This window comes from Streptomyces sp. SP17BM10, assembly GCF_036322405.1.
GTDB lineage: Bacteria > Actinomycetota > Actinomycetes > Streptomycetales > Streptomycetaceae > Kitasatospora.
This window is the reverse complement of the sequence record NZ_JAQYXB010000603.1, coordinates 23,344-36,399: the sequence shown is the minus strand read 5'-3', so window position 1 is coordinate 36,399 and position 13,056 is coordinate 23,344. Positions and strand designations below refer to the sequence as shown.

The 13,056-nt window shown below is 75.2% G+C and carries 8 protein-coding genes; 4 read left to right on the top strand and 4 right to left on the bottom strand.

Going from position 1 to position 13,056, the window contains the following annotated elements; translation table 11 throughout:
• The 3 genes from PUR71_RS22260 to PUR71_RS22250 form a co-directional block, all read right to left on the bottom strand.
• On the bottom strand, window positions 1-2,319 hold a 2,319-nt coding region (locus tag PUR71_RS22260; protein WP_329928837.1), incomplete at its 3' end, for an ALF repeat-containing protein.
• Window positions 2,320-3,047: 728 nt separating this feature from the next.
• The gene (locus PUR71_RS22255) at window positions 3,048-3,848 is read right to left on the bottom strand and encodes a maleylpyruvate isomerase family mycothiol-dependent enzyme (RefSeq protein WP_329928836.1); all 801 of its coding nucleotides are present in this window, start codon (window positions 3,846-3,848) and stop codon (window positions 3,048-3,050) included.
• A 61-nt stretch (window positions 3,849-3,909) separates the two neighbouring features.
• Window positions 3,910-7,062, bottom strand: a complete 3,153-nt coding sequence (locus tag PUR71_RS22250; protein WP_329928835.1) for an amidohydrolase family protein — start codon at window positions 7,060-7,062, stop codon at window positions 3,910-3,912.
• Between the two features lie 318 nt (window positions 7,063-7,380).
• Here PUR71_RS22250 and PUR71_RS22245 point away from each other — a divergent pair, with 318 nt between their 5' ends.
• From PUR71_RS22245 to PUR71_RS22230, 4 genes are all read left to right on the top strand, one after another.
• Complete coding sequence (locus PUR71_RS22245) at window positions 7,381-7,824, top strand: hypothetical protein (RefSeq protein ID WP_329928834.1); 444 nt, start codon at window positions 7,381-7,383, stop codon at window positions 7,822-7,824.
• A gap of 166 nt (window positions 7,825-7,990) precedes the next feature.
• A complete protein-coding gene (locus PUR71_RS22240) occupies window positions 7,991-8,797 on the top strand; it encodes a putative adhesin (RefSeq protein WP_329928833.1) in 807 nt (268 codons plus the stop codon).
• 220 nt (window positions 8,798-9,017) lie between these two features.
• A complete protein-coding gene (locus PUR71_RS22235) occupies window positions 9,018-10,262 on the top strand; it encodes a 4-hydroxybenzoate 3-monooxygenase (RefSeq protein WP_329928832.1) in 1,245 nt (414 codons plus the stop codon).
• Between the two features lie 99 nt (window positions 10,263-10,361).
• On the top strand, window positions 10,362-12,119 hold the full coding sequence (locus PUR71_RS22230; protein WP_329928831.1) for a methyltransferase: 1,758 nt from the start codon (window positions 10,362-10,364) through the stop codon (window positions 12,117-12,119).
• Window positions 12,120-12,177: 58 nt separating this feature from the next.
• Here the strand turns inward: PUR71_RS22230 and PUR71_RS22225 are convergent, their stop codons facing one another.
• Window positions 12,178-13,038 (bottom strand): PIG-L family deacetylase, encoded by an 861-nt coding sequence (locus PUR71_RS22225; protein WP_329928830.1) that lies wholly within the window; start codon window positions 13,036-13,038, stop codon window positions 12,178-12,180.
• Window positions 13,039-13,056 lie beyond the last annotated feature (18 nt).

The following is a 13,056-nucleotide window of genomic DNA, read 5'->3' as shown; positions in this document are numbered from 1 at the left end:
GGTCTGCAGGAACGGCACGAGGCGGTCGGCGGGGCCGGACAGGACGGCCTGGGCGGCCGCCTTGACCTCGGCTCCGCCGGTGGCCAGGGCCTGGGTGACCAGGACGCGGTTGTCGTCGTCGCGGGCCTTGAACTGGCCGACGGCCAGGAACGCGCGGACGTCGTCGATGGTGCCGTCCAGGGCCTTGCCGGCGGCGGCCTTCACGCCCGGTCCGCCGGCGGCCATGATCTGGGAGAGGGCGACGCGGTCGTCGTCGTCCTTGCCCGGGTACTGACCGGTGGCCAGGAACGCCTTCACCTGGTCGGGGGTGCCGACGGACGCGGTCTCGGCGGCCAGACGCTTCTCCAGCTTGCCGGGCGCCTGGGCGATCGCCATCACGCTGGTGCGGTCGTCGCGGTCCCGGGCCACGCCCAGGTTCGTCGACAGGAAGGCCTGGACGGCGCTGTCGTCGCCCTCCAGCGCGCTCTGCGCGGCGGCCTTGGTCCACGGGCCGCCGGCGGCCAGCAGCCGGAAGGCGGCCTGACGGCCCTTGAGCACGGCGGTCTTCGGGTCGACGCCGGAGGCGGTGGCGTCCTTGATCAGCTGGTCGGTGTCGGCGGCGAACTGGGTGGCCTTGCCCGACTCCCACGCGGCGGTCTTCGCCTTCAGGTCGGCCTCGCGGGAGGCCTCGTCGGCGGCGGCCATCTCGATGGCCTGCTGCTCGTCCAGGCGCTCCTGGTCCGAGGCGCGGGCGATGTCGGTGACCTTGTGCGCCTGGGTGGCGGAGTTGGCGGCCGAGGTGGCGGCGTTGTCGGAGGCCGCGGCGGCGGCCTTGGCGACGTTGGCCCAGTTCGACGCGTCGGTGGCGTGCTGGCGGGCCTGCTCGGCCGCGGTGGCGGCGGCTTCGGCGTGGGCGGCGGCGTCGTTGGCGGCGCGCTGGGCGTCGCCGGCCGCGGCGGCGGCCTGGCCGGCGATCGCGACGGTGGCGTTGGCCGCGCGGCTGGCCTCCGCGGCGGCGCTCTTGGCGCGGGCGGCGGCCAGGCGGGCCTGGGCGGCGTCCGCGTCGGAGACGCCGGCGTAGGTGGCGGAGTCGGCCGCGGCCTGGGCGGCGGCCGCGGCGTTGGCACCGGCGGAGGCCGCGGACTTGGCGGCTTCGCCGGCCTGGGTGGCGGCGACCCCGGCCCACTGGCTGGCCTCGCCGGCGGTGCGCGCGTTGACGGCGGCGTCGCGGGCGGTGGCCGCGGCCCTGTTCGCGGCGTCGGCCTGGCTGGCGTCGCCCGCGGCGGCGGCCGCGGCGGCCAGTGCCTGGGAGGCGGCGTTGCCGGCCTTGGTCGCGGCGGCGGCCGCGTTGGCGGCGGCGTTGGCGGCCTGGCGGGACGCCTCGTTGGCGGCCCTGGCCGCCGCGGAGGCGGTCTGGGCGGCGGTGGCGGCGCGCGAGGCGGCGTCGGCCGCGCGTCCGGCGGCGCTGGAGGCGGCGCCGGCCGAGCCCTGGGCGGCCTTGGTCTCGTTGGCGGCGCGCTCGGCGGCCTCCTTGGCCAGCTTGGTGGCGTCGAAGGCCTTGCCCGCCGCTTCCTGGGCGGTGCGGGCCTGCTGGCCGGCCTGGTCGGAGGCGGTCTTGGTCAGGTCGGCCAGCTGGGCGACCGTCAGCTTCTCCTGGTCGTGCGCGGCCGCGGTCTGGTAGCCGTACTGCAGGAACTGCTGGACGTCGTCCATCGAGCCGTTGAGCGCGGTGTTGGCGGCCTTCTTCACCTCGTCCCCGCCCGAGGCCATCAGCTGCGAGAGGTGGACGCGGTCGTCGTCGTCCCTGGCCTTGAACTGGCCGGTGTTCAGGAACTGGTTGACGTCGTCCAGGCTGCCGTCCATGGCCTTGGCGGCGGCGGCCCGCACACCCGGTCCGCCGGTGGCCATGAGCTGGGAGACCTTCACCCGCTGGTCGTCCTCGTAGGCCTTCTTGGCGCCCGTGGCGAGGAACTTCCGCAGGTCGTCGGCGGATCCGGCGAGCGCGGCGGTGCCGGCCGCGCGGACCCCGGGGCCGGAGGTCGCGATCAGCTGCTCGATCTTGGTGCGCAGGTCCTGGTCGCTCGCCGCGGCCTGACCGGTCGCCAGGAACGCCTTCAGGTCGTCGGCGGAGCCGGTCAGCGCGCTCTCGGCGGCGTGGCGCACGGCCGGCCCGCCGGCCTGCCAGGCCGCGACGGCCCTAACCCGGTCGGGGCTGGCCGCGGTGGCCGGCGGCGCGTCGTCCGCCAGTACGGGGGTCGAGAGCAACCCGGTGAGCAGGCTGCCCGCCACGAACCCGGCCGCGAGACGCGACCGGGCCCGTGAGGTGAATGACAGTTTCATCGAATGTCGCAATCCATGCGTGAGTCGGGCACCGGAGTGCCGTGACGGCCGCAGGCGTCCGCAATCCGCGCCGGCGGGCCCTGGAGGTGGTGCGGGTGAAACCGGCGGCGGGGCGGGCATCGCTGCCCGCCCCGCCGCTGTCCGCCGTCAGACGGCGGACACGAACTTCTCGTCGCCCGCGCCGAGGGTCACGCTGTGACCGGCCGGGACCTGCGCGGCGCCCCGGTGGGAGCAGTCCTCCACCACCGTCATCGGGCCCACGGGCCAGGCCGGTCCCCGAATTCCGCGTATGACGCGTTCCCCGTGCACAAACTCTCCCGAAAGGACACGCCCGGGAGGTGCCAGCACCCCCCCAGAGCTGGCAAAGAAAAGACCAGCCGGACGGTACCGGTTCGCATCCGTGCACGTCAAAGAGCAAATGCGCACCTATACGGCATAATTGACGTCTCGTTGCACAAAACCCCAGAACGCGTCCCGGTCGCCGGAAAACACCGCCGGACGCCCACGGATCATCCCGGTGAACCCCGCGCCCCGGCTGCCGTCCCGGCGGTCATGGACCGCCGCAGCGCGTGCCCGGCGAACTCCGCCACCGCACCGAGCCGACCCCGGGCGCCCACCGGGACCTGCGGGACGGATGCGCGGACACCGCCATGTTCCGGCGAACTGACGAACCCGGCGACGAGCCGTGTCCTACCGGCTGGAGGCGCGGCCAACCGCCCCGCTGCGTCCTACTTCTCCTCCGGCTCCCAGGCGCGCAGCAGGTCGAGCAGCCCTGCGTCTCCGTCAACGTGCAAGGAGGCGGCCTGGATACGGTCGTACAGGTAGAGGACCAACTCACTGGCCGTGCCGTGGACGGAGGCGCCGGCTGCGTCCGGGCCCTCGCCGGTCGCGGCAGTGGGCGCGGGGATGCGGGTGGTGCGTGCGCCGTCGCCGTCGACCGTGAGGCGCCAGGAGCGGCCCTCGGAGGCGTGGAAGTCGAAGGCCGTGGGCTTGTGCGGCCAGGCGCTCGGCGTCGCGCAGACGGTGAACAGGAACTCCTCCACACCGTCGAGTGACAGCTCGACCGGCAGCGGCTGCGGGGCACCCACGGCGAGCTGGGCGTCGTACGTGTGCACCGCGCTCTCCTGGGCCCGGTGCCGGGCGCTACCGCCGGCGGTCTGCGGTGACTGCGACGCAGGCCACCACGTCCAGCAACCGCTCTCCGGTCCCGCCTCGCGCAGGGCGCTCAGCAGAAGCCGCGTCGACGCGGCCAGCCAGGCCAGCAGGGCCTCACGCTCCCGCGGGACTTCCAGAGCGGTGCGCGCGGCGAGGGCCTCGGCCGGGGGAGCGTCGGCAGGCCCCGCGCCGACGATGGCGGCCCAGAAACGGTCCCCCCCACCCAGGTGCTTCACCAGATCGAACAGCGTCCACCCGGGGCAGGTCGGCACCTGTGCGTCGAGACTGGGCGCGGCGGCGACCGTGGCGCGGAAGGCGGTCGACCGTTCATCGATCAGTCGCAGCAGGTCAGGGAACTCGAGATTCTTTTCCACGCCGGATGTCTATCACTGTGCTCCGGCGGTCGGACAGCGATTTCCACGGTCGCCGCCGGTCTCACAGCGCGCAGCAGCCCTCCCGCCGCAGCGCCTCGCCGACCGCCAGCCAGTCCACCCCCGGCGCCGCCGCCGCGACGGCCGACCGCTTCGCCCCCGGCCCGCCGCCGTCCACCAGGTCCGAGGGCCGGTGCACCACCCCGTCGCGCATCACCCACGCCGTGCGCACCAGGTCCGCGAGGTCGTGCAGCGGATCCCCGTCCACCACCAGCAGGTCCGCCAGCTTGCCCTCCTCCACCGTGCCGAGGTCGTCCGCCACGCCCCACAGCCGCGCCGGCGCGGCCGTCGCCGTGCGCAGCGCCTGCGCCGGCGACAGCCCCGCGTAGCGGTGCAGCGCCCGCAGCCCCAGGTGCACCTGCAGGCCGATCGGGGTGAGCGGCGCGTCGGTGCCCATCGCCAGCGCGCCGCCGTCGTCCAGGATCCGCCGGTAGACCGCCATCTCCCTTCGCAGGGCGCGCAGTTGGTCCGGCGTGGGCGCGGTCTTCGCCTGCTGGCGGATCACCGCCGCGTCCCACGGCGGCATCAGCGCCGTCACCCGCGGGTCCTCGGCCAGCGCCGGGTCCGCGCCCACCAGGCACAACGCCGAGAACGGCGTGATGACGATCGCGAAGTCCCCGCCCCGGTAGATCTCGTGGACGTCCTGGTAGCTGCGCCCGGTCGGCGAGGACACCCGCCCGTACTCCTGGCGCTGGGTGGCCTGCAGGTGCGTCGTCAGGTCCTGCCCCACCTGCACCCCGGGCGTCAGCAGGTGGCTGCCCGAGGGCACCCCGAGCTCGTGCGCCACCCGCGCCGCCTCGGCCATCGTCGAGGCCGGCGCCCGCACGTACGTCTTGACGAAGTCGTACTCCAGCGCCGCCGCCCGCTCCAGGCTGCGCCGCACGCCCTCGGCGGTGCGGTGGGCGCGGCCCATGCTGTAGGCGACGCGGGCGCCGTCGTGCAGTTCGCCGGTGCTCAGGAACCGCGGCCCGGTCATCTCCCCGGCCTCGACGGACTCGCGCAGGCGCGCCTGCTCGTAGGCGAAGCCGCCCAGCGAGGCGGTGCCGGTCACCCCGTAGGCGAGGTTCAGGCGCAACTGCCGCCCGCCGTAGGTGTTCTGGTACGGGTGGGTGTGGGAGTCCCACAGGCCCGGCAGCACGGTGCAGCCGGTGGCGTCGACCAGCCGCTCCCCGGCGCGGCGCGCGCCGGAGCGGTGCGGCTCGACGGAGGTGATGCGGTTGCCGGTGACGACGATGTCGACGTCCTCGCGCACGTCCTCGCCGGTGCCGTCCCACAGCCGCCCGGCGTGGATGCGCGTGACGTCCGAGCGCGCCGGCAGGCTGCGGGCGGTGCGCAGCGCGAGCGCGACGGTGCTCGCCCCGCCGCCGTCGCGGCCGATCAGCCGCAGCCGCCGACCCGACAGGTACAGCAGCCGCTGGGAGTCGCCCGACCAGGACGGGTGGTCGGCCGCCTCGTCGGTCAGCCGGCGGGCCTCGCCGGCGGGCGTGCCGTCCGCGCCCACCGGCAGCACCCACAGCGCCGACTCCACGACCAGCGCCAGGAGCGTGCCGTCCGGCGACCACACCGGGCCGCTGTCGCACCGGTCGGCCACCGAGGTGTCCGGCAGCGGCAGGTAGGCCTTCGCGCTGCCGTCGCGGGTGTCGACCACGCGCACCAGGTTGTAGCCCTCGCGGAAGCGGTGGTTGAGCCGGTTGCGGTCGCACAGCGCGATGTGGCGCCCGTCCGGGGACCAACTCGGCCGCCCGGGAAGACCGTTGCCGCCCAGCGGGGCCGCCAGCCTCGTCTCCGCGCCGGTCGCGAGGTCGACGACCAGCAGGGTGCCGGTGACGTCCAGGCAGGCCAGGCGGGTGCCGTCGGGCGACAGCGCCGGGTTGAACCGCCCGCCGCGCGCCACGACCGTGTCCGCCCCGCCGTCCAGCACCAGCCGGTGCACGGCCCCCAGACCGTCGCCGCCCGCGTCGCCGTCGTACACGTACACCACGCTGCGCCCGTCGCGGCTCCAGGAGGGCATCTGCACGTAGTGGTCGGGGGAGGCCTGGAAGAGCTTGCGGGGCGCTGCGCCGATCGGCGCCAGCCACAGGGCGCCCAGCGCGCAGAAGAGGACCGAGCGGCCGTCGAGGGAGAGCGCGGGCAGGTGGACGCCGCGCACGTCGCGCTCGTCGGTGGAGCCGAAGTCGCGCGCCTTGCGGCGGTAGCGGGGCCGCGGCACGTCCAGGCGGGCGGTGAACGGGATCTCGTGCGCGTCGTCCAGGGCGGGGGAGCGTTCGGTGAGGCGGCCGTCGGCGAAGTGGACGAGTCCGCCCTCGGGCGTCCAGGACGGCGGCAGCGGCGCGACGTCCTCGGTGCCGGACACGATCCGGCCGTCGACGGCCAGCGACGAGCCGGCGACCTGGTAGGAGGCCGAGACCTCGCCGAACCACACGTACGCCACCCGGCCGTCGCGCGCGACCGCCGGGCAGGCGACGCTGCCGCTGTCCACGGTGCGCTGCACGCCCACCGGGCCGCCGGCGGCGGGGACGGCGGCGATGGTGCGGGCGCCGGCGGCGTCGGCGCGCACGAACAGGACGCGGTCGCCGTCCGGGTGCCAGGTCGGGTCGTAGTCCTCGACGTCGGCGCGGTCGGTCAGGCGGGTCAGGCGTCCGGTGGCGACCTCGACCGTCCAGATGTCGTAGGAGCTGCCGGTCACCGCGTCGCCGCCGCGCTCGGAGGAGAACGCGAGGAATCGGCCGTCGGGGGACCACGCGGCGCCGCGGTCGTCCCAGGGGCCGGAGGTCAGCTGACGCGGGTTCGACCCGTCGGGGGCCATCGTCCACAGGTGGAAGCCGCCGCCCTGGTAGGCGCAGAACGCGAGCGCCGAGCCGTCGGGCGACCACACCGGGCGCGTCGGCTCCAGCCCGGGGGCGGTCAGCGCGCTCGCCTCGCCGCCGCCGCGCGCCAGCGCCCACAGGACGCCCTGGACCTCGATGACCAGGCGCTGCCCGTCGGGGGAGACGGCGGCGCAGGCGTTGGTGCCCGCGGTGAAGGTCAGCGTCCGCGACCGGCGGCCCCCCTCGGCGTCCCCCGCCGCGAGCGCGGGCGGCGCGAGCGGCCCGATCGCGGCCCCGGCGCCCGCGAGCGCGGCCGCACCGATGAACCCCCGCCGACTGACGTTCGCCACGTTCTCTCCCTCGTCGCACCCGAACGGCCCGGAGCCCCGACGTTACCCGCCCGGCTGTCGACGTACCGTCAAAATCCGTTCCGCCGAGAAGAATTCACGGACTGGCCGGTCCGGTCGGTCCGGTCGGTCCGGTCGGTCCGGTCGGGACTCCGGGGCCGGCGCCGGTGCGTGCGATCGTTTTCGGTCAGGTGTGAAGATCCTTTGATGGGGATCTATCGGTGGTGTGATCGCCGCCGCTAGGGTGCGGCGCGTCCCCGCTGTTACGCCCTCCCGCGCCGCTGCGACGGCCGGGGGACGACCGATCGGAACGGTGTCGCCGTGATCAGGATCCTGCGCCAGCTCACCACCCGCCTGGGGAGGGCGGCCGCGGCGGTCGCCGTGCTCGCGGCCGCCCTCACCGGCACGGCCGCCGCCGGCACGGCCTCCGCGGCCGGCGGCTGGAGCTGCTCCGGGGCGCCCGTCCCGGTCGGCTACGTCATCACCATGTACAACAGCGGCGGCTGCGACAACCACGGCGCCTGGTTCCAGCGGCCCGCCCAGAACCGGCTGTGGACCTGCTCCGGCTCGCCGATCGTCTCCGGCTACGTGCTGACCGGCTACGACCCGCAGGGCTGCAGCGGCGTCGGCGCCTGGTTCCACGAACTGGTCCGCAACGGCATCTGGACCTGCCCGTACTCGCCGATCCCGGCCGGCTACCGCAGCACCACCTACGACGCCCGCGGCTGCAACGGCCTCGGCGCCTGGCTCACCGTCAAGGCCTGACCCGCCGGCCACCGGGGGGCGCGCGCCCCCCGGTGGCACCCCCCGGGGGCAGCCAGGTCTGCCCCGGGGGGTGGCCGCGGCGCCCTGCCCAGGGCCGCCGCGGGCCACTAACGTCACGTCCCGAGCACGCCGCCGCGTGAATCCCGGGCCGGAGGGGGCCAGCGCCATGCACGCACCAGGGGGCCGCCGGACCCGCGGGACACCGCGCGAGGCCGCCGCCGCCCCGGCCGCGTCGTCCGCCACCCGGGGCCGGCCGGGCGACCTGACGCAGTTCCAGCGCCGCGTCGGCAACGCCGCCGTGGGCCGGATGCTCGCCGCCCGCGCACCCTCCCTCCAGCGGATGCCGGCCGACACCGACACCGCCGCCGGACCGCAGACCGGCCCGGCCGTGATCAGCGGCCACGGACGCTTCGGCGACCCCCAGCGCCTGCCCAGGAACCCCGACAACCCGCGCAGCCGCGCGCTCAAGGCCACCTTCACCGTGCCGGAGGGCATCGAACTCGTCGTCTACGCCCCGCCCGGCGCGTGGCTGGAGAACGAGGTCGCCAAACTCGTCGAGTCCGGCGAACCACCGGGCACCGACGACCTCGAACTGGTCGGGCCCACCAACAAGCGCAAGCCGATGCCGCCCGACTACCCCAAGACCTTCCGCGCGGGCGAGGAGGTCATCAACTACAAGCTGATGCCCCTGGACGCCAAACACCTGGCCGAGGGAGCCGTCTCGGTCGGCACCGGCACCCTGCAGGACAAGGTGAAGGAACTCGCCGCCGCCCGCCGGGAAGAGGACGCGGACGCCGGGCCGCTGACCGTCCACTACGCCTGCTGCGGGGTCGGCTCCTCCAGCACCCCGGAGATCGACCGGCTCTTCGTCCACCGCAACTACACGGTCATGCTGCGCGCCACGCCCCGCACCCCGACCCCGGAACCCGCGGCCCCGCCCAAGCGGCGCCGCAAGGAGGACGGGGACGGCTGAGGCGCGGCGCCCGGGCCACCCCGACCGGCCCCCTGACACGCCCGGCCGGACCGGCCGGGTTCACCCTCGCCTCCCCCGCCGACTTCGTCACTCTCGGTGGCGACGGAAGCCCACTCCAGGGACGAGCGGCGCCACCTCGACCACGGACCGTCATTCCTCTCACCACTTCGAGTGATTCCTGGCCTGAGCTGTATCCACGGGTGATTAAGATCCAATTTCCGTGACCCAAAGTCAGAGCACCCGCACGGCCCGGGAGAAGGCCGACGTCGTCATCCTCGGCGCCGGACCGGCCGGGCTCACCCTCGCCAACCTCCTCCACGCCCGCGGCATCGACTGCGTCGTCCTCGAACGCGCCGACCGCGCCCACGTCGAGACCCGCGCCCGCGCCGGCTTCCTCGCCGCCAACACCGTGCGCACGCTCGACCGCCACGGCCTCGCCGAGGGCCTGCACCGGCGCGGACAGCCCCACGGCACCTGCGAGTTCCGCACCGAGGGCGGCAGCTTCCGCCTCGACTACGCCCGCCTCGGCCGCGGCGAGGCCCACACCGTCTACCCCCAGCAGGACCTGGTCACCGACCTGCTGGCGCACTACCTGGCCGCCGGCGGACGCATCCGCTTCGCCACCGAGGCCCTCGCCGTCCACGGCGCCGACGGTCCCCGCCCCACCGTCGCCACCCGCGACACCGACACCGACACCGACACGGAAAGGGACGGGAACGGGGACGGCGGCACCGTCCACTGGCAGGCCCGCTACGTCGCCGGCTGCGACGGCCGCCACGGCGCGGCCCGCCGCTCCCTGCCCCCCGGCACCCCCCGCCACCACCGCGACCACGGCATCTCCTGGCTCGGCCTGCTCGCCCAGGCCCCGCCCAGCCTCGACGCCGTCGGCTACGCCGTCCACCGCCGCGGCTTCGCCGGCCACATGGCCCGCACCCCCGAAGTCACCCGCTACTACCTCCAGTGCGACCGCGGCACCGACCCCGGCGCCTGGTCCGACGAACGCATCTGGGACGAACTCGACACCCGCATGCGCAGCGCCGACCACCACCCCCTGCACCGCGGCCCGATCATCCAGCGCACCGTCATCGACCTCGAATCCGACGTCATCGAACCGCTGCGCCACGGCTCGCTCCTCCTGGCCGGCGACGCCGCCAGCCTGCCCGCCCCCGCCGCCGCCAAGGGCGCCAACCTCGCCGTCCTGGAGGCCGAACTCCTCGCCGACGCCCTCACCGAGACCCTCGCCCACGGCGACACCGGCCCCCTCGACCGCTACTCGCACACCTGCCTGACCCACATATGGCGCGCCCAGGAGTTCTCGCACTGGATGATCCAGCTCCTGCACACCCCGCCCGGCCCGGACGGCGAATCGTTCTTCCACGAATCCATGCGGCGCTCACGCCTCGACTCGCTGCGCACCTCCCGCGCCTTCCAGGACTGGTTCGCCGAGAGCTACGTCGGCATCTGAAGGCGCCACAGCCGCACCACCCGCACGAGCACGCGCCCGCACGAGCACGCCCGCACGACCGCACCCTCACGAGCACCGAACGCAAGGACTGCCCCCTCGATGACGACGACGCCCCGGGACGAGACGACGCCCCCGGACGATGCCACCCGCCTGCGCGCGACCGCCGACTTCGTCCGCCAGCAGGACACCACCACCCTCCTCCCGCTCCTGCTGCCCGGCCTCGACGGCCCGGAACTGCGCGCGCTGGCCGACCACTGCCACTTCGCCCACGCCGCCCTGCTCCTCCTGCCCCCCGACGAGGCCACGCTGCGCGCCCAACTCGCCGCCTGCGCCCTGGACCCCGACACCGCCCAGCACCCCAGCGTCGTCGTCCGCGACCGCCTCGCCCACCGCCACGGCCTCGACCCCGCCGCCCTCGACGTGCGCATCCTGCGCCCGCCCGTCACCGGCCCCGCCGGGGAACCCCGCCTCGTCGAGGTCTTCACCCTCACCGTCCCGCCCGGCTCCGCCCTCGCCCACCTCGCCGCCCACGAACGCGCCCACGAGCACGAGGCCCACCTCGCCCTCGAGGTCACCCGCCCCGACCCGCTCGTCCTGCGCGGCCTGTGCGACCTCCTCACCCGCCACGGCGCGGCCCCCGACGGCGGCGGCTACAACCCCCACGAGGACGGCACCGTCCTCTACTTCACCGCCCCCGCCGACGCCGAGGCCGGCTACCGGCGCATCGAGCTCTACGTCCCCGGCGACCACCGCCCCGCCCTCGCCGCCCACCTCCACGACTCCCGCGCCCACCAGCCCGCCGAAACGCTCCTGCGCCTGATGACCGGTGCGTGGACGACCCAGGCCCTCGCCGTCAGCGCCGAACTGAAGCTCCCCGACGTCCTCGACACCACCACCGCCACCGCCCCCGACACCCTCGCCCGCGCGACCGGCACCCACCCGCAGAGCCTGGCCACCCTCCTGCGCTACCTCGCCATGCTCGGCGCCGTCACCGAGACCCCCGACGGCTTCCGCCTCACCGAACTCGGTGCCCTGCTGCGCACCGACACCCCGGGCTCGATGCGCCCGCTGGCCCTGATGTACGGCGGTCCGTTCTACGAGTCCTTCGGCCACCTCGCCCACACCGTGCGCACCGGGCAGACCGCCTTCGACCACCTCTTCGGCGAGAACCACTTCGACCACTTCGCCCGCGACCCCGAACTCGCCGAGCTCTTCGACCGCTCCATGGCGGCCAGTTCCCGCATGTTCGAGCCGCTGCCCGCCCACCCCGTCCTGACGGCCGCCGCCCAGGCGCCCGCCCCCGCGACCGTCGTCGACGTCGCCGGCGGCAACGGCGAACTCCTCGGCCGCATCCTGGCCGCCCACCCCCGCCTGCGCGGCGTCCTGCTGGAACGCCCGCACGCCGTCGAGGCCGCCCGCCGCCTGCTGGACGCGGCCGGCACCGGCGAGCGCTGCGCCTACCGGGCGGGCGACTTCGCCGACGTCCCGGCCGGCGGCGACGTCTACGTCCTGTCCCGTGTCCTGCACGACTGGGACGACGAGCGCTGCCGCGAGATCCTGCGCCACTGCGCCCGCGCGATGCCCGCCCACGCCGACCTGCTCATCGTCGAACGCGTCCTGCCCGCCGACGGATCACCCTCCCTGGCGACCGCCTGGGACCTCCACATGATGTGCAACGTCGGCGGCCGCGAACGCCGCGCCGACCACTACGCGCACCTCCTGGCCGACGCCGGCCTCCACCTCGCCGGCCGGAGCCCCCTGCCGCTGGGCGCCACCGTCCTGCACGCCCGCAGGGCCGTGATCCCCGCCCCGGCCCAGGGGCCCGCCCCCGACCCGGTCACCGCCACGGGCCGCTGACCGAAGCGCGACGGCGCCCCGCTCGGAGAGAGCGGGGCGCCGTCGACGTGACCCGGCGTCAGCGCAGGCCGGCGAACAGGTCGTCCTCGGGCAGCGGCGCGTTCGTGGTGTCCCGCACGCGCACGAACGTCTCCAGGCCCATCAGGTCGGTGAAGCGCTCCTTGCCCATGCGCAGGAAGAAGATGTTCTCGCTCTGGCTCGCGTGCGCCAGCAGCGCGTCGAACTTCTGCCCGCCGAACTCGGTGGTGTCCACCCACGTGGTGACGGCCTCGTCGGGCAGGCCGATCTCCGGCATCTCCTCGGCCTGACGCTCCGGCAGCTCGGCCTCCACGGGCCGCTCCTGCTCCTGGCCCTGGTCGTCGGAGAACTCCCGCATGGCCTCGCCGAAGCGGCGCATCGTCGAGTGCGGCACGGTCGTCCAGTACACCTTGGGCCTCAGCCCGCTGCGCTCCAGCGCGGCCATGGTGATGCGGTGGGCCTGGATGTGGTCGGGGTGGCCGTAGAAGCCGTTCTCGTCGTAGGTGACGACGACGTCGGGCCGGTAGTGCAGCATCAGCTCGGCCAGGCGGGCGGCGCCCTCGGCGACCGGGGTGCCCCAGAACGAGCCGGGGGCGTCGTTGGCCGCCCAGCCCATCATCCCGGAGTCGGCGTAGTCGAGCGTCTCCAGGTGGCTCACGCCGAGGACCTGGCAGCTGGCCTCCAGCTCCTTGCGGCGCAGCGCGGCGACGGCGGCCGGGTCGTGTCCGGGCTCGCCCGGCTTGACGCCGCCGGGGCCGTCGCCGCAGCCGCCGTCGGTGCAGGTGACGAGCACGGTGCGGATGCCCTCGGCGGCGTAGCGGGCGAGGACGCCGCCCGTTCCGGTCGCCTCGTCGTCCGGGTGGGCGTGCACTGCCATCAGGGTCAGCGGCCGGTCAGCCATGGGTCCGTCCTCAGTCGG